At 65.8% G+C, this 21,808-nt stretch carries 20 protein-coding genes; 7 read left to right on the top strand and 13 right to left on the bottom strand.

Translation table 11 applies throughout. From position 1 onward, the window contains the following. Positions 1-13 precede the first annotated feature (13 nt). Positions 14-538: a response regulator gene (locus tag ABEG18_RS05750; protein ID WP_406857139.1), complete on the bottom strand. Its 525-nt coding sequence runs from the start codon at positions 536-538 to the stop codon at positions 14-16. Positions 539-1,658: 1,120 nt separating this feature from the next. On the opposite strand from ABEG18_RS05750, the gene ABEG18_RS05745 reads away from it, so the two are divergent. Both ABEG18_RS05745 and ABEG18_RS05740 read left to right on the top strand, forming a co-directional pair. Continuing rightward, positions 1,659-2,783: a substrate-binding protein gene (locus tag ABEG18_RS05745; RefSeq protein WP_406857138.1), complete on the top strand. Its 1,125-nt coding sequence runs from the start codon at positions 1,659-1,661 to the stop codon at positions 2,781-2,783. 667 nt (positions 2,784-3,450) lie between these two features. Continuing rightward, complete coding sequence (locus tag ABEG18_RS05740) at positions 3,451-4,551, top strand: NAD(P)H-dependent flavin oxidoreductase (protein ID WP_406858538.1); 1,101 nt, start codon at positions 3,451-3,453, stop codon at positions 4,549-4,551. A gap of 825 nt (positions 4,552-5,376) precedes the next feature. Here ABEG18_RS05740 and ABEG18_RS05735 read toward each other — a convergent pair. Both ABEG18_RS05735 and ABEG18_RS05730 read right to left on the bottom strand, forming a co-directional pair. Next, positions 5,377-5,574, bottom strand: a complete 198-nt coding sequence (locus ABEG18_RS05735) for a hypothetical protein (RefSeq protein WP_406857137.1) — start codon at positions 5,572-5,574, stop codon at positions 5,377-5,379. Between the two features lie 342 nt (positions 5,575-5,916). Further along, entirely contained in the window at positions 5,917-6,060 is a 144-nt protein-coding gene (locus ABEG18_RS05730) for a hypothetical protein (RefSeq protein ID WP_406857136.1), read from the bottom strand. A 115-nt stretch (positions 6,061-6,175) separates the two neighbouring features. On the opposite strand from ABEG18_RS05730, the gene ABEG18_RS05725 reads away from it, so the two are divergent. Then, complete coding sequence (locus tag ABEG18_RS05725) at positions 6,176-6,313, top strand: hypothetical protein (protein ID WP_406857135.1); 138 nt, start codon at positions 6,176-6,178, stop codon at positions 6,311-6,313. A 37-nt stretch (positions 6,314-6,350) separates the two neighbouring features. Here ABEG18_RS05725 and ABEG18_RS05720 read toward each other — a convergent pair whose 3' ends face one another. Together ABEG18_RS05720 and ABEG18_RS05715 are read right to left on the bottom strand one after the other, a co-directional pair. Then, complete coding sequence (locus ABEG18_RS05720) at positions 6,351-6,659, bottom strand: hypothetical protein (RefSeq protein ID WP_406857134.1); 309 nt, start codon at positions 6,657-6,659, stop codon at positions 6,351-6,353. Between the two features lie 279 nt (positions 6,660-6,938). After that, positions 6,939-7,862: a N(4)-(beta-N-acetylglucosaminyl)-L-asparaginase gene (locus ABEG18_RS05715; RefSeq protein ID WP_406857133.1), complete on the bottom strand. Its 924-nt coding sequence runs from the start codon at positions 7,860-7,862 to the stop codon at positions 6,939-6,941. Between the two features lie 67 nt (positions 7,863-7,929). Between ABEG18_RS05715 and ABEG18_RS05710 the strand changes: the two genes are divergently transcribed. The 4 genes from ABEG18_RS05710 to ABEG18_RS05695 all read left to right on the top strand — a co-directional run bounded on the left by ABEG18_RS05710 (position 7,930) and on the right by ABEG18_RS05695 (position 10,945). Next, on the top strand, positions 7,930-8,619 hold the full coding sequence (locus ABEG18_RS05710; RefSeq protein ID WP_406857132.1) for a GntR family transcriptional regulator: 690 nt from the start codon (positions 7,930-7,932) through the stop codon (positions 8,617-8,619). Continuing rightward, the gene (locus ABEG18_RS05705) at positions 8,616-9,635 is read left to right on the top strand and encodes an amino acid ABC transporter substrate-binding protein (RefSeq protein ID WP_406857131.1); all 1,020 of its coding nucleotides are present in this window, start codon (positions 8,616-8,618) and stop codon (positions 9,633-9,635) included. Before ABEG18_RS05710 ends, ABEG18_RS05705 begins: the two co-directional genes overlap by 4 nt. A gap of 603 nt (positions 9,636-10,238) precedes the next feature. Then, on the top strand, positions 10,239-10,778 hold the full coding sequence (locus ABEG18_RS05700; protein WP_406857130.1) for a calcium-binding protein: 540 nt from the start codon (positions 10,239-10,241) through the stop codon (positions 10,776-10,778). Then, entirely contained in the window at positions 10,730-10,945 is a 216-nt protein-coding gene (locus ABEG18_RS05695; protein WP_406857129.1) for a hypothetical protein, read from the top strand. Before ABEG18_RS05700 ends, ABEG18_RS05695 begins: the two co-directional genes overlap by 49 nt. A gap of 117 nt (positions 10,946-11,062) precedes the next feature. Here ABEG18_RS05695 and ABEG18_RS05690 read toward each other — a convergent pair whose 3' ends face one another. The 8 genes from ABEG18_RS05690 to ABEG18_RS05655 form a co-directional block, all read right to left on the bottom strand. After that, entirely contained in the window at positions 11,063-11,587 is a 525-nt protein-coding gene (locus tag ABEG18_RS05690) for a hypothetical protein (RefSeq protein ID WP_406857128.1), read from the bottom strand. Positions 11,588-12,033: 446 nt separating this feature from the next. Beyond that, positions 12,034-13,344, bottom strand: a complete 1,311-nt coding sequence (locus ABEG18_RS05685; protein ID WP_406857127.1) for an HlyD family type I secretion periplasmic adaptor subunit — start codon at positions 13,342-13,344, stop codon at positions 12,034-12,036. Positions 13,345-13,400: 56 nt separating this feature from the next. Continuing rightward, positions 13,401-15,197, bottom strand: coding sequence for a type I secretion system permease/ATPase (locus tag ABEG18_RS05680; protein ID WP_406857126.1), 1,797 nt, complete (start codon positions 15,195-15,197; stop codon positions 13,401-13,403). A 1,554-nt stretch (positions 15,198-16,751) separates the two neighbouring features. Further along, positions 16,752-17,537, bottom strand: a complete 786-nt coding sequence (locus ABEG18_RS05675) for a response regulator (protein WP_406857125.1) — start codon at positions 17,535-17,537, stop codon at positions 16,752-16,754. A 2-nt stretch (positions 17,538-17,539) separates the two neighbouring features. Further along, on the bottom strand, positions 17,540-17,989 hold the full coding sequence (locus ABEG18_RS05670) for a PDC sensor domain-containing protein (RefSeq protein ID WP_406857124.1): 450 nt from the start codon (positions 17,987-17,989) through the stop codon (positions 17,540-17,542). A gap of 803 nt (positions 17,990-18,792) precedes the next feature. After that, a complete protein-coding gene (gene groL, locus ABEG18_RS05665) occupies positions 18,793-20,430 on the bottom strand; it encodes a chaperonin GroEL (RefSeq protein ID WP_406857123.1) in 1,638 nt (545 codons plus the stop codon). Between the two features lie 53 nt (positions 20,431-20,483). Further along, a complete protein-coding gene (groES, locus tag ABEG18_RS05660; protein WP_406857122.1) occupies positions 20,484-20,771 on the bottom strand; it encodes a co-chaperone GroES in 288 nt (95 codons plus the stop codon). Positions 20,772-21,028: 257 nt separating this feature from the next. Next, positions 21,029-21,670 (bottom strand): glutathione S-transferase family protein, encoded by a 642-nt coding sequence (locus tag ABEG18_RS05655; protein ID WP_406857121.1) that lies wholly within the window; start codon positions 21,668-21,670, stop codon positions 21,029-21,031. Positions 21,671-21,808 lie beyond the last annotated feature (138 nt).

Below are 21,808 nucleotides of genomic sequence, written 5' to 3'. Positions count from 1 at the left end.
CGATTGGTCGCTCTTAGATCAGGTCCTCAGGATTTTGCGAGGCATGGAACCCGCTGGAGCTGCCCTTCGACGAGGCGGGGGCGCGCTGCTTGACGCTCCAAAGCTTAGGGGGCCCACTTCGATGTGGCGCGGCGTGTGCGGGCGGGGAATGGGGGGCTGCGACGCCGGAGCAGGCGTGATCGGACCGCGCCACAGACGTGATGGCCTCGGCAAGAGCTCCTGGGAAGGTGGGCTTCTCCAACCACACGGCCGCGTCGATCTGCACGGGGCACGTCTGGCGCTGAAACCCGGACAGGATCACGAGCGGGATCCCACGGCGGTCCAGTTCGGCCGCCAAGGACGTGCAATCGCCGTCCAACAATCTGATGTCGAGCACGGCGCAATCAGGCTGAGCGCTCCGAAGCCACTCCTCAGCGTCGCGGCATCGGGCGAAAGGCCCGGCTACCTTGAAGCCGGCTTGCTCTAGCTCCTCGCTGACTGCGGAGGCAATGACTGAACTATCCTCGGCCACGTGGATCAACGGCTTGTTGGCGGACATGAGGGGCTCCCAGACGCATAGCGTCGCAGGCGCGACGAGGTCGCTGGTTCAGAAAACGGCATGCAGCGTCATGGGCAGCCGGTAAAAGGACAACACATCAACGTGAAAAAAGATGCATGCTTCTCTCACTGCAGTGACGCGTCTCAATTGAAAATAAAGGGTCAGGGTCAATGACAATTTGTCCGAGCAGTGGAATTGCTGGAACGCCTCAGCCTGCCTCTCTGCTTACTTTGGAGCAGTCCGAGGACTATTCAAGCCGAGGATTCACATCAACATCTGGCATGGATCCGAATCCATGCTCGACGTTTGCGGTCAGGCGAGGAAGGGTCCAGAATAAGCTCGGGCTGTCGGCGGGCCTGTTTGACGAACTCTCGCAGCTCCTCAAATGTTTTGCCTGGTCGGCGCGGTCCAGCAGACTGAAGACTTCGTCGCCTAGGAACTGGATGCGCCCCTACCAGCTGGCCAAAGATGAGGCCACAACCCGCGGCTCAAACCGAACGCCTTCGAGCCAAGAGGCTCGCGGCCGGCGAACACAAAATAGCGTGAGCGAGAGACTCGGCTAGTTCGCCGCAGATCCTTTGAGCCGAAGCGCGTTGGCTTGGACCACCTCGCGATATTCCCGATGACTTTATCGATGGAATCGCCCGAGAGCAGGCTGCCTACAGCCTGCCGTGCAGCCGCGACCTACTCAGAAATCATCAGTTCGGTTCGGCAGGCAGAGGCACCGCGCCAAGAGCGGCCAAGTCGCCTGCGCCGCAACCCTGGAAGCTCGTCCCCAACCAGATTGAGAATTGTCGCGCGCCCATTTCGGGAGTAGGTTATCGTCCTTGCTGGTTGAACAGGCTGCCAGCTCGACCACCCGACGTTACGTTCGATCCCCTTCGGCCCACTTGCTGCGCCTTTGCGGAGCCCAGCAATTGGGTCACCGACATGGCGCGCCGTGAGGGCGACGCGACGAGATCTCAGGGCGTCATGAGGCGCCGTCCTTCGCACCAGGCCGAGACCTTGCTCTCCGCTTTGCACCGAAATGGCTCCTGCGACTGAATTGGCCCAAGCAAGACCCATAGCGCCGCTGAAAAGACCACTGGGACGGCGGCGCCAGCCGATGGGAGGGGTGGCGATGGCAGAGGCGTCGATTAAGGTGGGAATGATCGCGGAGCAAACCGGGGCTCTTGCATTCATGGGCGGCGCCAACGCCAATGTGGCGACAATGGTGGTTGACGACCTCAACGCCAGCGGCGGCCTGCTGGGGCGACCGATCGAGCTCTTCCTTGAGGACGGCGCTACAACTGACCTCGTCGCGGCGGCCGCGGCCGCCACGCTTGTCGAACGCGACAAGGTTGACGTGATTTTCGGCGGCATCTATAGCTCGACGAGGCAGGCCATCAAAGGGGCCGCCGTCGAAAAAGGCGGCACGCTTTACATCTACCCGGAACAGTATGAGGGACAGGAAAGCCATCCGCTCATCTTCTGCACGGGCCCGGTTCCAGCGCAGCAACTGGATCCGTTCATCCCCTGGCTGATGAGGACGACCGGCTCTAGGACATTTTACCTGCCGTCCTCGGATTATATCTGGCCCCACGTGATGAATCAGAAGGTCCGCCGGCTTGTTATGGCGGAAGGCGGCACGGTCGTGGGCGAGGAGTACTTCGCCATGGATGCTGTCGAGTTTGGCGACGCCGTCGACAAGATCATGTCGAGCGGCGCGGAAGTGGTCTTCAACACCATCGTCCCTCCGGGCGTCGCGCCGTTCCTCCAGCGGCTTCAGGATGCTGGATTCCGGACGCGGGGCGGGCAGCTGATCTGCACTTATTTCGACGAGAACCTGCTCGGCCTTTTGCCGTCCGAGCACGTGGAGGGCCTCTATGGCTGCCTCGATTTTTACCAGACGGTGGACGATCCGTTCTCGCAGAGCTTATTGGGCGAATACAACAAACGTTTCCCCGGCAAGGAGCAGTTCACAGGAGGCAGCGGCTGCTCGGGGCTCTACCGGGGCATGATGCTGTGGGCGGCGGCCGTGAAGGAGGCTGGCGCCCTTGATCAAGACAAGGTCATTGCGGCGCTTGACCACGCGAAGATCGGCGATGGACCGGGCGGGCCGGCGGAGATGGCGCCCGGCCAGCACCATGTGCGGATGAACATGTACATCGCCAGGGCGAAGGGCGGCCGATTTGAAATCGTGAAGGCTCTCGGCGCCATCGATCCGCAGGAGGCGATCGTCCGAAGCGACGCTGCCGGCATGTGATGGGGAGGGTGGCAGGCGCGATCGCTCGCCGGCAAAAGCCGGCGCCGACGCGCCGGTTAGGCAAGATCTCCTTATCAGGAGCGGCGCCCTCCGAACCGCGACGCGTGCGCCGAAGCGGCGCAGCCTCGACGAGGCCTTCCACGTCGGCGACGGGGCGGCGACGATCGTCAGCCGCTGCGGCGAGACGGTGGCGACGCCGGCGGCGGCGGCGGCGCGCCCCTGGTGGCGGTCCTGCGGCCGGCTCGGCGTCTCCGTCGATTTCGGCTCCTCGGAGGCTGCGGCCACTTGGCGCCTCGCGTCGGCGCGTCCGTCGACCTCGGCCTGCCGCTTCTTGACGCGGCGGGTCACGGCGGCGCTGGGGCGCGTACTGGAGACGCAAGCGTCATGGGCGGCCGCCGCGTCGCCCCTCACCCGAGGAGCCATAAGCGCGCACGCGTGTGGGCGGATTGCGCGACATGAAGCGCGGGCGCGTCGGGCCCGATGAGGCGTTCGCGGCGGCGAAACTTCGTGATCTGCGAGTGCGGCTCCGTCCCGGCCGCAAGCGTGACCTTGACCCTCTCACGGCGCTGGCGGCGCAGCGCCGCCAGCGCCGTGGATTGGACCTGTTCGCCACAGCCGATCGCCTTCTATGCTGACAATCGGTTTATTGGCCCAGGTGAGGTGCATGATGTGGCCCAATCGTCGGTTTCTGGACATCGTGGACATCGATCTGCCGATCATTCAGGCCCCCATGGCCGGATCGGTCACATCGGAGATGGTGATCGCCGTCTCTGAGGCCGGCGGGCTGGGCTCGCTTCCCTGCGCGATGCTAACGCCAGACCAGATGCGCGCGGAGCTTGGCGTCATCCGGCAGCGGACCTCACGACCCCTCAACCTGAATTTCTTCTGCCATCGTCAGCCCGCACCGGATCCGTCCCGCGAGTCGGCATGGAAGCAGCGGCTCTCAGCCTATTACCGCGAACTGGGCCTCGATCCCAAGACGCCCGTCGCGGCGGTGAACCGAGCGCCTTTTGACGAAGCGGCCTGTGAGGTCGTGGAGGAGTTCAAGCCGCAGGTCGTCAGTTTTCACTTCGGCCTCCCCGTCAGCCATCTTCTGGAGCGAGTCCGCGCCACAAAGGCGACGGTGATCTCGTCAGCCACGACGGTCGATGAAGCGCGATGGCTGCAAGAGCATGGGTGCGACGCCATCGTCGCGCAAGGCTACGAGGCTGGCGGGCACCGGGGGCTCTTCCTCTCCGACGACATCACGTCCCAGGCCGGGACCCTGGCGCTGGTTCCGCAAATCGTCGATGCGGTGACCGTGCCGGTCATCGCCGCAGGCGGGATCGGGGACGGACGCGGCGTCGTCGCCGCCTTGGCGCTCGGCGCGGCGGCCGTTCAGGTCGGCACGGCCTTCCTGTTCTGCCCCGAGGCGAAGGTCAGCTGCATGCATCGCGCCGCGCTCAGGGCCGCCCGGGACAACGGGACCGTTCTGACCAATGTGTTCACGGGCCGTCCCGCGAGGGGGTTGGCGAACCGCGTGGTGCGGGAGGTCGGACCCGTGTCCGACCTCGCTCCCGCCTTTCCGCTTGCTGCGTCGGCGATGGCGCCACTGCGGGCCAAGGCTGAGGCCAGCGGCTCTGGAGATTTCTCGCCCTTATGGTCGGGTCAGGCGGCGGGGCTCGGGCGAGAGATGTCGGCGGCCGCCCTCACGGCATGGCTGATGGCCGATGCTGCAGCGCGGCTTCAGGATCTCGCCACTCAAGTCCCGGCTGTCAGGGATCAGTGAATGATCTTGCCTGGCTCATTCACCGCGCGACCGGATCATGGCCATTGCAGGCCTTTATGGCGCTTCAACGCCGTAAGGCCCTGCAGGACCGATCCCGTGGACGACAAGTTCCGCGGCGCGGGAGACGCTGGCCCCAAGGTGGTCCGCCCTGTCGCCCGGCGCAGCTGATGCTCGGTTCGGCGGTGATTGTGGCCGTGAGTTGGCGGTGTTTATCGACTGAACTATCTATCAGACAGATGGTCCAGTTTCTCTGACCCACGCCACCTCTGCGGAGGTCAGGGGCCGCCCGCTCCGGTCTGGCCGAGCCGACCCCTTCGTCGCGCGTCGGGGCCTTTCGCGCCGTTCCAGTCCGACGCCGCCCAACAACTGGCGGCAGGATGGCCCGGCCTTTGTCTTCGGCCAAGAGCGCTCCGGTTCTACCGCGTGCGCAAGGCGGCGTCCTTGGCGCGCCGCGGCGGCGGGCTGTGGTCCATGCGCCTCCAGGGCGGCTCTGGGCAACGGGACCCGCTCTGTCGGGCTGGCGGACCCAATGAGAGCATTTGTCGCGACAAGGTTCGACCGCGAGCACGGGTCCAGCGACGCTGTTTCGGCGCGCAACAGCGCCGTGCGCCTACGTCTCACCCTGAAGCCGGACATCAAGCGGCCCGCCTGGCCGAAGGACGCCTCGCTGCCAGGCCACGCAGCCTGCGCCCGCGCGCGCCTTTATCGCTGGGTGGCGCCCGGCCCCTAACGCCCTCATTCTCAGCAAACCAAGTTAAGATGTTGGGTTTAGGCTTAAGCAGCCGACCCGCAAACCCCTTTGGCCGCGCGGTGCGTGCGCGTTCCTCAGTTCACTGTGCGGGGTGGCAGCGGCGGAAACATGTCCAAAGGCTGTGTATCCTGTTGCTCAACTTTCGCTAACACAATATGTATTGCCGGGTGGCTCTGATGAACAAAGTGGGCCCGATCGGCCTCTTCTTTGCTCCACAATTCAGCCACTTCCTCCAACAATTTGCTAATCCGTTCTCGATCGTCTTCCGACATCGATGTCGTCTCCAGCAAACGCAAGCACAATCACGATACATTGCATAAATTTATATGGCAATAGTTGCGTATCGGAATCATCGGTCCTCAGTTCGGGTCGGCCCAGCCTTGATTAGGATAAGTCATCGTCAATGCGAACAGCGTTATGGGCGCGAATGGCGTGGACTGTCGCAAACTTTTTTAGGCGCTGGCGGCCGACCTGGAGTGCGGCGCGCCGGGCTTGGCGAGACGGCTTTGAACCGTGGTGATGGTCGACCTGGGCAATGTGGCAACGACTTCGCACACGCTTAAGCCCAATGCGCTGGGCGCCGCCGAGGCCGTGGCGTGCAGCGCCCTAAGCCGTCAGACGTGCCCCGCCTGCTGGGCGGCGGCGACGAGCCCGACAATCTGCACGTCGTGCGCCCGCCTTGCCGCCGCCACCACCGGCAGTAAACCAGCCGCGACTTCTGCGCCGTGGCCAAGGCCAAAAGGATCGAGGCGCGCCATTGGGGGGCCTTTCGCTCGCCCGCTCCCCTGCCCTGCGGTCGCGCCACGCCGTGAAAAAGAAGCCTCACCGGCTTGCTGACCGGCGCGACGGCGGCTGTCCTGTGGGCGGCTCGGCGTGTCTGTCGACCTCGGCCGGACGGAGGATGCGGCGGCCTTGCGGTTCAGCTCAATGGCGCAGTCGGTCGAGGCCTGCCACGCGCTGGCTCCTCGGATCGCGGCGGCGCTGGGGCGCGCATGGGGCGCAGGCGACTGAGCAGCACTGCTACATCCAATTGGCAAGCAAACCGCTTTCAGACAACGCCTTGGCGGTGTGGGCCGGGCTCACGCTCGGTGCTTGTTGCGGGCGAAAGAGCCGTCGTGCGCGCCGGAGCGTGACTCAAAGCCGGATCTGCTGGCGACCTGAGCCGAACGTTGGATCGAGCCGGCTTGGGCGTCTCCGGCAGCCCCCACTGGGAGAAACGCTGCAGGAACTCTGCCTCGGACAGGAATTCCGCGCTTTCGATTTCAGCCAAATTGAAGCGGGTCCAGGGCAGTTGTTTGCCCGCCATGACAAAGGGCTCGCCGGACACGACGACGGCGGGCCGATCGAGCCAAATCATCCAAAGGCTTTGCAATGCGGACCCCCTGCACCGGCGGATGAAGCAATGAATGATGGAACGCCCCGCTGCGCGAGTCAGGAGTTCTCCTCATTCTTCGGCCCCGCAGCCTCCGGCTCGCTCCCCCGCTCAGCCGCCTCACCCCAGGCGCCGCCGCGCGCTGTGCTGAGGCTGCCCGCCAATGGTCAGCGGGCGCGGCGGGGAATGCGGCATGGCGTGCAGACCTCTTTAGCGTCATCTAAGGAGCACTTGCTGCTTTTCGCCGCGTCAGTCGGAATAGGATCAGCGGCTCGTGGCCAGGTGGGCTTGCACGGTCCGAGGCGAGCCCGCCCCGTCCCATAGCCAGTAGGACCAAGGCTTCGGCGCGTTCACCGCCACGACCGAGTGCTCGCCATTGGGGGCAACTGCATGCAGCGTGATTCGGTCGATCAAGCCGCCCTTCAGTCTTGAGAGATCGCGCACGACCTCGTCCAAAGCCTCGCGGACGCCCATCCCCATTTTCATGTAGAGGACGGCGGAGCGGGCCGCGGATGTGCGGATCGCCATCTCGCCGGCGCCGGTGCACGCCGCCGCGCCGTACTCAGAATCGGCATACATGCCGGCCCCAATGATGGGGCTGTCGCCCAGCCGACCCGGATATTTGAACGCCCAACCGGCCGTGGACACGCCCCCGGCCAGCGATCCGCGCGCGTCTAGAGCGAGGAAGACAGTGGTGCCCATCGGCTTTTCGGGGTCGATCGCGGCCCGGCAGTGGTCGGCGAGCGAGATCGCCGGAAAGGCGGCTCGCTCGGCGGGGGACAACTGACTGGCGAACCATGTCTCCCAAGGCGCCATCGTGTCGGGAAACAGGTTGTCGTCGCGCTCGGCCTCAATCTCCGCCGCGAAGCGGGCCGCGCCCTCTCCCACCAGCATCTCGTGAGGAAGCCGCTCCAGCACCGCGCGGGCGACGCTGATGGGGTGCGCGAATCCCTTCAGCGCGCCCACCGATCCGGTCCGCAGGGTGTCGCCGTCCATGATCGCGGCGTCCAGCTCGATTTCTCCAATGAGGTTCGGCCACCCTCCTTTTCCGACGGTGCGCACATTCGGGTCGCTCTCGACCGCGCGAACACCGGCTTCGATGGCGTCGAGCGCCGACGCGCCCTGGGAGAGCAGCTCCGCCGTGACCGGCGCGCCTTGGGTGCCTTCGTTGTTGGTGATCAGGATCATCGCAAGCCTCTTCCGAACCCCACACAAAGCGTATATTGGATCCAAACCGACACGCCAATGAGCATCCATGGCTACGTTCAAAAAGCTGGAGCGGAGTACGGCGGCGGCGCAGGTGCTCGACGCCCTGCGCGAACGCATCCTGTCGGGCGCCATCTCAGGAGGCGAGCCGCTGCGCCAGGAGAGGCTCGCCGAGGAGTTGGGCGTGAGCCGGGTGCCGGTGCGGGAGGCCCTCAACCAGCTTGAGGCCGAAGGACTGGTCCGCCTGGTGTCGCACAAAGGAGCTGTCGTCACCCGGCTCTCCGTTGACGAGCTGCGGGAGGCCTATGAGATCCGCGCCCAGCTGGAGACGTGGTTGCTGCGCCTTTCGCTCCCCGAGCTCGCCGAACCGGACTTCGCCCGAGCCGACGCGCTTCTGGCCGAGCTCGACGGCGCTGCGCCGGAGCAATGGTCGGACCTGAACTGGGCTTTCCACGTCACGCTCTATCGCCCTGCGCAACGGCCGCAGGCGGTGGCCCTCGCCCGCAAGATGTACCTCAACGCCTACCGGCACCTGCCTGTGCCGGCCCGGGTCATGGGTCACCGGGACCAGATGCAGGCCGAGCACAGGGCTCTTCTGCGGCTCTGCCGAGACCGCGCCGTGGACGACGCCTGCCGGGCGTTGGCGGCCCACATCGCGGATGCGGCCACGAGCCTGATCGCTGTGCTCGCGGCTGCCAGACAGAATGAAAACCTAAGAAAACAAGGGAGTGAAGCATGAGAGGGTTTTTGACCGCCGTCTTCGCCGCGAGCTGCCTCGCTGTGGGCGCCGCGCCCGCCGGAGCCCAGGCGACGCTGGACAAGGTGAAGGCGCGCGGTGAGTTGGTGTGCGGGACGAGCCAAGGCGTTCCGGGCTTCTCGCTCCCGGATGCGGCCGGAAAGTGGAAGGGGTTCGACACGGACTTCTGCCGCGCATTATCGTCGGCGATCTTCAACGATCCCGACAAGGTTCGATACGTCTCTCTGTCCAGCAAGGATCGGCTGATCGCGCTGCTGAGCGGGGATGTCGACGTGCTTCCGCGCACCACGACCTGGACCTTGGCGCGCGACGCGGGGCAAGGCGTGATTTTCGCCGCCGTGAACTACTACGACGGCCAGGGCTTCCTGGTCCGCAAGTCGATGAAGCTCAACAGCGTGAAGGATCTCGACGGCGCCTCGGTCTGCGTCGCTCAGGGGACCACCAACGAGCTCAATCTCGGCGACTACGCCCGCACCAACAACCTGCGCTTCAAGCCGGTCACGTTCCAGGCCATCGACGACGTGACCCAGGCCTATGAGACCGGGCGCTGCGACGCGCTGTCGACGGACATGTCGCAGCTTGCCGCCTTGAGGCTCAAAATGGCCCAGCCCGGCGACCATGTGATTCTGCCCGAAGCGATATCGAAAGAGCCGCTCGGTCCCTGGGTCCGCCGCGGGGATGAGAGCTGGCTCACGCTGGTTCGCTGGACCCTGTTCGCGTGGCTCGATGCGGAAGAGCTGGGCGTCACGCAGGCTAACGTCGACGCCATGCTGAAGTCCGAGAATCCGAACATTCGTCGGCTTTTGGGGACGGAGGCGAACCTGGGCGAGACGATCGGCCTTTCGAAGGATTGGGTGGCGCGGATTGTTCGCCACGTAGGCAATTATGGCGAGTCCTTCGACCGAAACCTTGGGCCTGGCAGCCCTGTGGGTCTGCCCCGCGGGCTGAACCGTCTTTGGAGCCAGGGAGGGATCCAGTACGCGCCTTCAATCCGTTAGTGCGCGTTCCGCAGTGCTCGTTGGGCCGGCTCCCCGACACTCCGCTTCGGTGGCCGAACGATACGAGCGGATGCAGTCTCGGGGGCGGGCCGCCGACAAACAGGACGGAAGCCCACCGAGGCGCGTACTAAAATCTGATGGGAGTCGCGCACTTTGGCGATGCTCGCGAGAATCCCTGTCCAGGCTGCGGGCGCGCCGAGAAGGATAACAAACCGGGAAACCCTTTGTTCGCCAGCAATGCTGCGCTCGATGGAAACCGGCGGCCGCTTGCGCGCCGGCGCATCCAAAGTCTCCGCAACAGCCCGGCCAAGAATCTCGGCATGCGGCAAGCCTCGCGCGCTCCCGACCGTCGCAAGCGGTCGCGCCACCGATATCGCGACCCGTCTGCCGGCAGAAATAACGCGGCCGGTGAACAAGCCCGGCTGCGCGCGCGTTTCAAGAGATTGTGGCCGTGGTTGAGAGGCCAGCGCTGAGCCGTGCAGGCGACGGGCCACGTTCTCAAAGGGGCTGATCATGGCGCTCGCGACGCAGGTCTACTTTTAGAACTTGGTCCATGCGACCAGCCAGCCGGAGAGTTTCATCGGCGTGGGAGCCGCCGATACCGTGAGCTACGACAATGCGCCCAGCATCGCCTCGGTCGGCCGTTACGACTTGGGCGTCACCATCGACCTCGCCGATGCGGCCTTGGGAACCGGGTGGGCGGCCTCCGACAGCTTCATGGGAGTCGAGCAGGTCATCGGCAGCCGGTTTACAGACGTCCTCTACGGCGACGCTCAGGCCAACGTCATCGACGGCGGCGGGTCCCCGGACTTCGTTTTTGGGCGCGAGGGCGACGACACGCTTTTGCGCGGCGGGGGATTCGATTTCATCTGGGGCGACGCCGGCGACGACGTGCTTGATGGACAGTGGCAAACCGACCAGTTGCACGGCGGCGACGGCGACGACCACATCTGGGGCGGCTCCAATTACGTCGCGCATGTCTACCCCGGCACGAACTACGCCGACGTGCTTTCCGGCGACGCCGGCAATGACGACCTGCATGGCGACGCGCGGCTGCCTCAGGCCGGACTCCCCTCTGAATACAACGCCATTTCATGCCCGGGCCTAACGAAATGCATGGCGGTCCGGGCGACGACGCCCTGAACGGCGATGGCGGCGACGATCTGCTATGGGGCGACGCGGGGGCGGATAGGTTTGTGTCTGACCCCTCCTACACGGTCCTCGACGTGACAGGCGCCGCGATGCGGATCACGCCCGGGGACAATGTGGTAGTCGATTCAACGCCAATGACGGCGATCGCCTCGACTTGAAGGGCGAGATCTACGCCGCCGCCTATTAATCCAACGGCTATGTGATCTTCATGCTCGAACCCATTGACGACGAACTGCAGATTGCGGGAACTGTGACCTTGGCGGGCGTACACGCCTTCAGCGGCTCCTGGGTGACCTCAGGCCATCACTGGGTTTAAAAACGTAGCGCGCGTAGGGAGGGATCGGCTGATGCCGATCCCTCCCTATCATCTGGCGAGCAAGTTTCGTTGGGCCATGCAGCGCGTTTTCGGTCAGGACGAGGTCCGCCGCAGTAAAGCCGGCCGCTGTCACCCCGGTGGTCCTTACCGCCAGGTCGGTGGCGGCGCTGAAGTTGCCGTCCTTGTTGACGTCGACATCGATGGTGTCGGTGGCGTCGTTGAGAACGACCCGGTTGGCGCCGGTGAAGAAGCCGGCGGTATCGCCGGTCAGGGTCGCTCCGGTTGTGCCGACAGTCGTGTCGGCTCCAAGCGCGAAGGCCTTGAGATCCAGTTTGTCCTCGGCGTTCTGGTTGAAATTGACCACCGTGGTGAGCTTGCCGAAAGTCGAGACGTTGTCGGCGGTGAACTGGATCGGGTCCGGCAGGCCATTGCCGGCTTGGAGCGTGCTGGCGTTGACGCCTTCCGCCAAGGGCAGGGTCGTCAAGGGCCGGGTCAGCGCGTGCCCACATCGACGGTGAAGGGCATGTCGCCCTGGTGATGCGACGCATCGAGATGAGCCAGCGATGTGAACACGCTGGCGTCGCGCCCCGATTGAGGGTCCCCTCGCGGGTCGCAGCGATGGTCCAAGCCGGAGAGATCAGCCCGTGATTGTGGAGGCGTCGCCCGCCCGCGGTCGCCGGATCTTCCGACTGCGCCAAGGTCAGTGCTCAACCCGCCAACGGAAACGAATTTCGTCGCGACATTGAACGTGACATCGCGCAGCTCCAGCGTCGCCTTATCCTCTGTTCCCGTCGCGCGACAAAATCGAAGGCCGTGTTATCTGTAACTGTTTCCGTGAGCCCAGTCACTGTGCTCAGTTTCAAGTTCGACCCGACGAATGTGCTACTGGAGCTCTCGTTCCAAATCACCGAGACGCCGCTCGAGTCTTCGTCAACGCTCGCGGAAGCCCTTGGCGAACGCCTCCTTGAGAGGATGGATCATGTATTCCAGCGCGGTGCGCTCGCCCGACGGGAACACGACCTCGGCCGGCATGCCGGCCCTGAGGCGCGCCTTCATCTCCTCGGGGATGTCGGTGTCCGACACGGCCACCTGCGCCAGGAAGTAGGGCTGGTGCGACGTCTCGTCGACCAACCGGTCGCGCGACAGGCTGCGGATCTGGCCCATGATGGTGGGCGTCGTGCGGGAGTGGAAGTTCGGGAAGCGGATCTCGGCGGCCTGGCCGGTCTGCAGCCGGTCGACGTCGGTGACCGGCACCTGCGCCTCCACGACGAGCTGGTCGTCCGTGGGCACGATCTCCAGCAGCGACTCGCCCGGGCGCAGGACCTGCCCGATGGTGCTGATCTTGACGTTCTGGACGATGCCGGCCCGCGGCGCGGTCAGCTCGGTCCGGCGCAGGACGTCCTCGGACACGCGGATTTTCTCGCGCAGGTCGGACATCTTCTGCCGCGTCTCCTGCATGGAGGCCGCCACGTCCTCCTGCAGCTTCTGCTGCAGCTGGTTCACCTGCAGCCGCACTTCATTGATGTTGTTGCGGGCCTTCGACTCGTCGATCTGGTTGCGGCCGATGACGCCGTCGAGGCGGGCCTTCTCGCGCTCCAGCGCGTTGCGGCGGGTCTTGGCCACCAGCCCCTTGTCGGCCAGGTCGCGCACGCCCACGAGCTCGTCATTGATGAAGAAGAGCTGCTGCTCGGCCGCCGCGCCCTCGCGCTTCAGCCCCTCGATCTCGGTCTCAAGCTGGTGCACCCGGCTCTGCAGCACGTCGATCTGGCTGCGCAGCGAGTTGCGACGCTCGCGGAACTGGGCGTTCTGGTCGTCGATGATCTTGCGGACGCTGGGCGACGAGTCCCGGCTGCTCAGCTCAGCCGGGTAGGCGATCTCCGCGGCCCGGTCGCGCTCGGCGATGAGGCGGGCCTCCTGGGCGATCACCGCGTCGAGCTGGTTGCGCACCAGGTCGAGGCTGGCGCGGGCCTGCGTGTCGTCGAGGCGGACCAGCACCTCGCCCTCCTGCACGAGCTGGCCCTCCTTGACGGCGATCTGTTTGATCATGCCGCCTTCCAGGTGCTGCATGACCTTGCGGCGCGAATCCAGCGACACCGACGCGTTCGCCACGACGGCGCTGTCGAGCTTGGTGAGCCCGGCCCACAGGAACAGGCCGCCGATGCAGGTCGCGATCACCACATAGCCGGCGATCGCAAGATTGCGAAAGTCGCTGGACGCCGGAGGCGCCTCGATGACGCTCATGTCTCTCTCCTCTGGCAGCTGATCGTATTCTTGGACGAGCCTGGACGAACCTGCGCTCAGGCGGCCGTGGCAGCGCCGCCGCGTTTCTCCAGCGACGGCGCCCTCGTTTCAGCGGCCGCCGAGTCTCGCGCTGGCGACCCCGCCACGACGCGCGGACCCATGATGGCGGCCAGCGCCTCGTCGCGCGGACCGGCGAGCTGGACGGCGCCCTCGTTCATCACGAGCACATAATCGACCATCCCCAGGATGTTGGTCTTATGGGTGACGATCACCACCGTGCGGCGGGCCTGCCTCATGGCGGCCACGGCCTGCACCAGCGCCTGCTCGCCGACGGAGTCGAGATTGGCGTTGGGCTCGTCGAGCACGATCACCGCCGGCATGCCGTAGATGGCGCGGGCCAGCCCGATGCGTTGGCGCTGGCCGCCCGAGAGGGCCTGCCCGCCGTCGCCGATATGGGTGTTGTAGCCGTCCGGCAGCTTCTGCACGAGGTCGTGCACCCCGGCCAGCGTGGAGGCCCGGATGATGTCGTCCTGCGTCGCCGCCTCGTCGAAGCGGCTGATGTTCTCGGCGATGGTGCCGGAGAACAATTCGACGTCCTGCGGCAGGTAGCCGATATGGCGGCCGAGGTCGTTCGGATCCCAGTGGTTGAGGTCCGCGCCGTCGAGGCGGACCGTGCCGCCCGCGACCGGCCACACGCCGACCATCACCCGCGCCAGGCTCGACTTGCCGGCGGCCGACGCGCCGACCACGCCCAGCACCGCGCCGGCGGGAAGCGTGAGGGAGACGTTGCGCAGCACCAGGGTCTCGCGTCCGGGCGCGCGCGCATGGACGTTCTCCAGCGTGACGGTGCCGGCGGGGGTGGGCAGGCGCAGGCGCTTGGACGGCTCCGGCACCTTCTCCAAGAGGCCGTTGACGCGGCGGTAGGCCTCGCGCATCGAGACGAAGCCCTTCCAGTTGCCGATCGCGATCTCCACCGGGGCCAGCGCCTTGCCGATGATGATCGACGCCGCGATCATCATGCCGGGCGACACCTCGCGCTCGATCACCAGATAGGCGCCGACGCCCAGGATCAGGCTCTGCAGCAGCGTGCGGTTGAACTTGGTGAGGGCGATCAGCACGCCCGCTTTGTTGCTGGCCGCGGCCTGCCAGCCGAGGGTGGCCTCGTGGTGCTTCGACCAGCGCGAGCGGAGCGCCTCGATCATGCCCATCGCCTGCAGGACTTCCGCGTTGCGGAACGTCGCCACGGCGTGGTTGTTCGCCGCCATGGCGTTGCGCGACGCCTGGTCGAGGCTGCTCTTGGTGGAGTACTCGTTGGCCAGCGCCAGCCCGAAGGTGATGACGCTGCCGCCGACGGCGAGCCAGCCATAGATCGGGTTCAGCGCGAAGGCCGCGATCACATAGACGGGCACCCACGGGAAGTCGCAGAAAGCCAGCAGGCCGCTGCCCGTGAAGAACTCGCGGATGGTGTCGACGTCGCGCAGCGACTGAACATGCCGCGGGCTCGGCTGGATGATCGTCGCGCGCTGCACGCCGCGGAACACGTCCGGATTGGCGACCTTGTCGAACTTGACGCCGGCCCGGACGAGGATCTTGGACCGCAGCATCTCCAGCGCCGACGACACCGCGTAGACGAAAGCCAGGATGACGGTCAGCGCGACCAGGGTGCTCAGGCTGCGGCTGGACAGCACGCGGTCATAGACCTGCAGCATGTAGAGCGGCCCGGCGAGGGCCAGGACGTTGATGAAAAAGCTGAACACGACGGCCGTGGCGAGGGCGGGCCGGGTGGCGCGAAGCGCGGTCTTGATGGCTCCAGGGCCGAGCGGCTCACCAAGATTGAAAGCGTGCGCACTCATTTTCGTCGCCTCATCGATTGCTGAGCGACCATATTGCCGCAAAGTCAGCCGACGACGTGTGCAGGAATGCACGAACGCCGCACGACTGGCAGTCTGCAAAGCTGAGCGGTCATGGCGTTTGCGGCGCCACCAGTCACGTGCGGCCGAAAGACATGGTCCGCCGCCGTCCCGTTTACCCGACCAAACCGACCCGGCTATCGCCCGAAGCGCGGCAACCGGTGGTCGTCGCGGATTGCGGACGAGCCGCAGCCAGTGCGGCTGGCAACCAGGCCGCTTTGGCCTGTGTGACGTTTCCCTGCGGCTGGATGCCGAATGAGCGAATTGCGTGACGGCGTTCACCACATAGTCGTTCCAGTCACGGTCGGCCCGGACCAGGTCGGCCGTCGTTCGCAAGCAGCGGCTCGGCCTTTTGGGGAAGCCGTTGTAAACCATGCGGACCCAAGCCTCAGGCCAGAGGACTCATGGTCCCTCTCCTGAATCGGGTAAGCAGGTCGGCCCCGTTTCGCGACGGGGCCGACCCGTTTTGCGCCTCACTCGCCTGTGGAAAGCGAGGATCAACGCAGCCCTCTCTCGCCATCCAGCGCGGGGCCGGGCACCATGATCCTGCGAGGAGAGGTCGGGCGGCCGCCGGAGTTGGACCGGCGGTCGTTCGCGTTCCTGTGGCTTGCCAGGACAGCGCGATCCCGCGCACGGCGCGTGAACAGCGGCCCCCTTTAGTTCAAATGGGGGCTGGATGTGAGCGACTCGGCGATGCTGCGGCACGGCATGACATTTCGTGCGTCGGGTCCCGTCATCCAGACCAGTTGGTCAGGCGCAATGACACCGGCCGCTTTCCGTTCACGAAGAAACCTGAGGGCGGTTTGAACGGCGAGTTCGTCTGTCGAGGCATACAACCTTACAAGGACGAAGGGGGCCCCCTCCATGTGAGTGTAGATCTCATAGGCACGCAGGCTACTCATGGCGCCCCTCGGCTTGATTTTGACCACTGTATGATGGATATAGAAATAGCTCAATTGGTTGGTCTACCAATATCTGCCGCGCAGTAGCCGGTGTGTCGCCATGAGAGGAGCCCTCTACTGAGAGCTGGTGGAAGTCGGGATTGCTGAGAATGTCCAAAGCGGCACGGCGGGGGCCACGAGAACGGGCAGTTATTTTCATCTCGCAACACGGCATCAGAAAGCCCCGCAGCGGGGGGCTGATGCTGCGGGGCTTACGTGAGGTCTTCCACTGCGGAATACCGATTCAATGGCGATGGCGGCGTCTGGTTCCGACAGTCAGACGAACAAGATCATGACGTCCTTCAAACCGGACGAGCCAGCTGTGGTCCGGCGCCAAGCCAAGCGGCTCCGCCCGACCAGGGACAGCAACGGACCTCGGTCGCCCGCCCCTGGATCAAGGCGGTGAAACGGCTCTGGGCGCAGCCTTGAAACCTTCCTCTGGTGTGGGATGAGACCGCATGTCCGCATCGGACCATGTCGACAAGGCTGCCGCTCTCTGCTCGACCTCGGCCTACGCGCCCCAGGTCCTCAAGGCCTGTCACGCAGGCCGCCTGTCCTAAGTCGCGCTTTCGCTTTCCGGCGCGCCCGCGCTTTCGACGGCTTTGGCCAGAGCCAACGGTTCGTAGGGCTTCAGCAACAGGGTGAAGCCCTCCGCTATGGCCCTGTTGGCGGCCTCGCTGTAGCCGGTCATCAGCACGATCGGCAGGCCGGCGTGACGGGCCGCGACGGCGCGCGCCAAATCGAGGCCGTTCATGGCTCCGGGCATGACACGATCGGAACGGACCACGTCATAGGCGCCTTGCGCCAGGAGCGCCAAGGCGTCGCGGGCATTGGCGCAGACCGTCACGGCGTGGCCGCGCTCGACCAAGATGGCGCGGCCAACCTCGGCCACCGGCAGGTTGTCTTCGACCAGGAGCACGCGGCGCCGGGCGGCGGCGGGGCGCTGGTCGCCGCTTGTGGGCGTGGGGGCCACCCGGGCGTCGATCTCGGCCCGGGGCAGGTTGAGGGTGCTGGGCCAGTCGCTGCGCGGCGATATTGCGATCCAGTATGACCTTCCCGAGGACCTCTGGCTGGTCCGGGGCGACCCGTCGCAGCTCCAGATCGCGTTCATTTCGCCCTGATGCAGATTGGCGAGGGGCCCGCTGTCAGGGGCCAGCTGGACGGGCTGGCGTAGCGGCTGCGGCCCACGCGCCAGCATGGCGCCGTCCTCCCGGATGAAGGAGATCGCGTCGTCAGGGCTGACGACGAGGCCCTTGAACGCGTTGGCGAAGAATTCAGGCCCTAAGGAAGCGACAATGACGCCGTCGAAAGCTCCCGTGGGCCCGGCGCGGCGGCGCGCCACGTTCAAGAACACGTGACCGATAGTGGTGCGGCCCGGTCGAGGCTCGCCGAAGACAAGACCGGCGGCTCCGGACTGCAGCGCCCCGAAATAATCGCGGTCCGCCACCCGGGAGGTTGCGGGAGCGGGGAAGAAGCGGCTGGAATGCGCCCATGCCCCTGAGGGTCGATCAGCCAGACTACGTCGATCTGGGCGACGCGGTCGTCCATCGCTTTCAGCCATTGATGCAGCGTCTCGGAGGAGCCGATCTCGTCCCACGTCATCGCGGCGACGCGGTCGTCGGTCTGCTGCAGAATGAGATCTTGCACCTCAAAGACGCGTCGTGCCTGCTGATCCAGGATGTCGACCGTTCGCTCGACCGACTGCGCGGCCTCGCGCAGGCGCTGATGATAGCTCTGCCCGGCGCCGAAGGCGAAGAAAGCCAGCGGGACCAGAACTGAAGCGACCTTCAGCACGCGAAGGTCCGCCCGGCGCAAGTCCGCCAAAAGGCGCAGGGGCGAAACTGAGCCCATCAAAGGCCGGCATGCTCCGATGCGAGGGAGAGCTCCATCGGCGAGACGGCTTCCTTCAACCCTCCGTTAGCATGGCCGCGCCGGCGTGGCCATGCCGTTGCAGGCCCGACCAGGCGCCGTTCGCGCGCAGCCATCGTCGGCGTCGGCACCGTCTTCGCTCGGCGGGCGGACTGCACCCCGTGTATGGCCCGAGGCCGCTCAGTCGCGCCGCGGCTCACCGCGCTTTGCCCCCGTCGGAGCGCCGCCGGGGTCTACTCCAGCGGGCTTGGTAGCCCGCAAAGGCCGGCCAGGCAGAACGAGCTCCGAGCCGGGCCGCTTTCAGCCGCGCGCCGTGAGCGTGAGAGTCCAGACCGAGCGAGGTCGGGTCGGCGGCTCGACCGAGGCCAGTGGAGCGCTGTCCATAGGAGTGGAGCGCTGCCCAGGCGGGCCTTGCCGGCGCCAGCCAGAACGGGTTTGGGCGACAGTGATCCTAGACCGCAACATCACTGCCCCACGACCTGACCTGGCATGATCTCGATGCAGGCTCGTGAAGGGCTGCCGAGCGAGCCGACGCAGGAAGGCGCTTGCTCGGACGCCGTCCGTTTCGCGAGGGTCGGCGGCAAGGGCAACGGCGGGGTGATCCTGGCTTGCGGAACGCTGCACCGGTCCCCAAGATCCAGGCCGCCTGAGCATCGCGGCTTCGCTCTGAATCCGAAGCCTTGGTGAGCGCGGGGAGACCGAGCAGGTTCCCGCGCTCCCCTCGCCCGCTAGAAGCCCATGCCGCCCATGCCCCCGCCCCCAGGCATGGCGGCGGACGCCTCTTTGCTGGGCTTTTCAGCCACCATCGCTTCGGTGGTGACCAGAAGACTCGCCACCGACGCCGCGTTCTGCAAAGCCGTGCGGACGACCTTCGCCGGATCGACGATGCCGGCCTCAAGCATGTCCACGTACTTCTCGGTCTGGGCGTTGAAGCCGAAGGTCTCGGACGGGTTCTCGCCGATCTTGCCGACCACGATGGAGCCTTCGACGCCAGCGTTCTCGACGATCTGGCGCAGGGGCGCCTCGAGGGCCTTCATCACGATGTTGATGCCGGCCTGGACGTCCGGGTTGTCGGACTTCAGCTTGGAGACGGCGCCCTTGGCGCGCAGCAGCGCGGTGCCGCCGCCGGGAACGATGCCCTCTTCCACCGCAGCGCGGGTGGCGTTGAGCGCGTCGTCCACGCGGTCCTTCTTCTCCTTCACCTCGACCTCGGTCGCGCCGCCGACGCGGATCACCGCGACGCCGCCCGCGAGCTTGGCCAGGCGCTCCTGGAGCTTCTCACGGTCGTAGTCGGAGGTGGTCTCCTCGATCTGCGCCTTGATCTGGTTGACGCGCGCCTCGATGTCGGAGCGCTCGCCGGCGCCGTCGACGATCGTGGTGTTCTCCTTCTCGATGCGGACCCGCTTGGCGCGGCCCAGCATGTTGAGGGTGACCGACTCCAGCTTGATGCCGAGGTCCTCGGCGATCATCTGGCCGGCGGTGAGGATCGAGATGTCCTCCAGCATCGCCTTGCGGCGGTCGCCGAAGCCCGGAGCCTTCACGGCCGCGACCTTGAGGCCGCCGCGCAGCTTGTTGACCACCAGGGTGGCGAGAGCCTCGCCCTCGATGTCCTCGGCGATGATGAGGAGCGGCTTGCCGGTCTGCACCACGGCCTCGAGGATCGGCAGCATCGCCTGCAGCGACGACAGCTTCTTCTCGTGGATGAGGATGTAGGGGTCCTCGAGCTCGGCGACCATCTTCTCCGCATTCGTGATGAAGTACGGGGAGAGGTAGCCGCGGTCGAACTGCATGCCCTCGACGACGTCGAGCTCGGTCTCGGCCGTCTTGGCCTCCTCGACCGTGATCACGCCCTCATTGCCGACCTTCTGCATCGCCTGGGCGATCATCTCGCCGATGGCGGTGTCGCCGTTGGCCGAGATGGTGCCGACCTGGGCGACCTCGGCGGAGGACGCGACCTTGCGGGCGCGGTTCTTGATGTCCTCGAGGGCCGCGGTCACGGCGAGATCGACGCCGCGCTTCAGGTCCATCGGGTTCATGCCGGCCGCGACGGCCTTGGCGCCTTCCTTGACGATCGCGTGCGCCAGCACGGTCGCGGTCGTCGTGCCGTCGCCGGCGACGTCGCTCGCCTTTGAGGCCACTTCGCGCACCATCTGGGCGCCCATGTTCTCGAACTTGTCCTCAAGCTCGATCTCCTTGGCGACGGTGACGCCGTCCTTGGTGATGCGGGGAGCGCCGAAGCTCTTCTCGATGACGACGTTGCGGCCCTTGGGACCGAGCGTCACCTTCACGGCGTTGGCGAGGATGTCCACGCCGCGCAGCATCTTCTCGCGGGCGTCAGAAGAAAAGCGAACGTCTTTGGCAGCCATGACGTCATGCTCCTTGAATGGGATTCAGGAAAGGGCGGGTAGAGGCAGTCCGATCAGGCGACGACGCCCATGATGTCGGACTCCTTCATGATCAGGAGGTCCTGACCGTCGATCTTGACCTCGGCGCCGGACCACTTGCCGAACAGCACGCGGTCGCCGGCCTTCACGTCGAGGGCGACGAGCTTGCCGCTCTCGTCACGGGCGCCGGGACCAGCCGCCACGATCTCGCCCTCCTGGGGCTTCTCCTTGGCGGAGTCGGGAATGATGATGCCGCCCTTGGTCTTCTCCTCCGACTCGAGGCGGCGGACGACGACGCGGTCGTGCAGGGGACGGAACTTCATAGCGTTGTCCTTCATCGAACGAGGGGCGCAGACGGCTGCCGAGCACAACTTTGGCACTCAGAACGGGAGAGTGCTAAGCACTATCACGCTTCCATCGTGGCGGAATGATGCTGGCTGAAACGTCGCCGCTGAGGTGGCCAAGCCGCCTGGAGCCAGGCTGCTTTGCATGTCGACGCCCCCAGGGCCGCCTCGGTTTGAAGGCGTCTTCGCCGCTTCGGAGCGAGATGGTCACGCTGCTGGAGGATGGGCAGAAGCCGTTAGCCCATCTTCGGCGCGGTGGCCTGCATGGACGGTCGGGCGCTGATCTCGCTCCACCAATGCTGAAGCCCGGGGTGGTCGGCCAGGAGGTCGGCCGCCTCCGGCGTCATGACAAAGTAGGCGAAGATCGGCGCCAGGAAGAGGTCCGCCAGCGTGATCTCGGACCCGGCCAGGTAGCGGTCGTTGCCCCGGATCCGTTCGAACTCGGACAGGCAGCGGCTCACCATCGGTTTTGACGCCTCGATCACGCTCTCGTCCGCCGCGCCGCCCATCATAGGCACGATCAGGCGCTGCCACGCGAGCTTCCCCACGATCGCCCCATAGGCGTAGGAGTTCACGATGCTGACCGCCTGGTTCATGCGCGCCGCCGCCTTCGCGTCGGCAGGCTGAAGCGCCTTTCCGGGGAACACGGCGTCGACGTAGCGCGCAATCGCATCCGTCTCGTAAAGCTCCAGCCCGTCATGCTGGAAGGCGGGGACCTTCGCGAAGGGGTGCTTGCGAAGATAGGCGGGGTCCTGAGCCTCGCCGCCGAGAATATGAACCGGCGCCAGCTCGTAGGGCGCGCCCTTCTCTTCAAAACAGAGCCGTACGGTGCGGACATAGGTGCTGTAGTCGGGGCCGTAGATCACAGCTTGGCTCATGACTGTCTCCCTCTTCTGTCCCCCACGCAGCGTTTTCGATCGTCGAAACCTGAATGTCGCGCCCAAGCGCACGGCCTTCAAGCTCAAAGCGCCAAGGGCGACAGGATGTCCGGCCGGCCTGGCTCCGTCGCGGCGTAA

This window comes from Alsobacter sp. KACC 23698, assembly GCF_045348435.1.
GTDB lineage: Bacteria > Pseudomonadota > Alphaproteobacteria > Rhizobiales > Beijerinckiaceae > Alsobacter.
This window is presented reverse-complemented; position numbering and strand designations above follow the sequence as displayed.

What these genes read in the sequence shown, in the direction of transcription:
- ABEG18_RS05730 (WP_406857136.1), bottom strand. Translation starts at nt 6,060, where the DNA reads ATGGCGCGCCTCGATCCTTTTGGCCTTGGCCACGGCGCAGAAGTCGCG.
- ABEG18_RS05705 (WP_406857131.1), top strand. Translation starts at nt 8,616, where the DNA reads ATGAGAGGGTTTTTGACCGCCGTCTTCGCCGCGAGCTGCCTCGCTGTG.
- groL (WP_406857123.1), bottom strand. Translation starts at nt 20,430, where the DNA reads ATGGCTGCCAAAGACGTTCGCTTTTCTTCTGACGCCCGCGAGAAGATG.
- ABEG18_RS05735 (WP_406857137.1), bottom strand. Translation starts at nt 5,574, where the DNA reads ATGTCGGAAGACGATCGAGAACGGATTAGCAAATTGTTGGAGGAAGTG.
- groES (WP_406857122.1), bottom strand. Translation starts at nt 20,771, where the DNA reads ATGAAGTTCCGTCCCCTGCACGACCGCGTCGTCGTCCGCCGCCTCGAG.
- ABEG18_RS05655 (WP_406857121.1), bottom strand. Translation starts at nt 21,670, where the DNA reads ATGAGCCAAGCTGTGATCTACGGCCCCGACTACAGCACCTATGTCCGC.
- ABEG18_RS05695 (WP_406857129.1), top strand. Translation starts at nt 10,730, where the DNA reads ATGCCCGGGCCTAACGAAATGCATGGCGGTCCGGGCGACGACGCCCTG.
- ABEG18_RS05750 (WP_406857139.1), bottom strand. Translation starts at nt 538, where the DNA reads ATGTCCGCCAACAAGCCGTTGATCCACGTGGCCGAGGATAGTTCAGTC.
- ABEG18_RS05715 (WP_406857133.1), bottom strand. Translation starts at nt 7,862, where the DNA reads ATGATCCTGATCACCAACAACGAAGGCACCCAAGGCGCGCCGGTCACG.
- ABEG18_RS05745 (WP_406857138.1), top strand. Translation starts at nt 1,659, where the DNA reads ATGGCAGAGGCGTCGATTAAGGTGGGAATGATCGCGGAGCAAACCGGG.
- ABEG18_RS05710 (WP_406857132.1), top strand. Translation starts at nt 7,930, where the DNA reads ATGGCTACGTTCAAAAAGCTGGAGCGGAGTACGGCGGCGGCGCAGGTG.
- ABEG18_RS05740 (WP_406858538.1), top strand. Translation starts at nt 3,451, where the DNA reads ATGTGGCCCAATCGTCGGTTTCTGGACATCGTGGACATCGATCTGCCG.
- ABEG18_RS05720 (WP_406857134.1), bottom strand. Translation starts at nt 6,659, where the DNA reads ATGATTTGGCTCGATCGGCCCGCCGTCGTCGTGTCCGGCGAGCCCTTT.
- ABEG18_RS05685 (WP_406857127.1), bottom strand. Translation starts at nt 13,344, where the DNA reads ATGAGCGTCATCGAGGCGCCTCCGGCGTCCAGCGACTTTCGCAATCTT.
- ABEG18_RS05680 (WP_406857126.1), bottom strand. Translation starts at nt 15,197, where the DNA reads ATGAGTGCGCACGCTTTCAATCTTGGTGAGCCGCTCGGCCCTGGAGCC.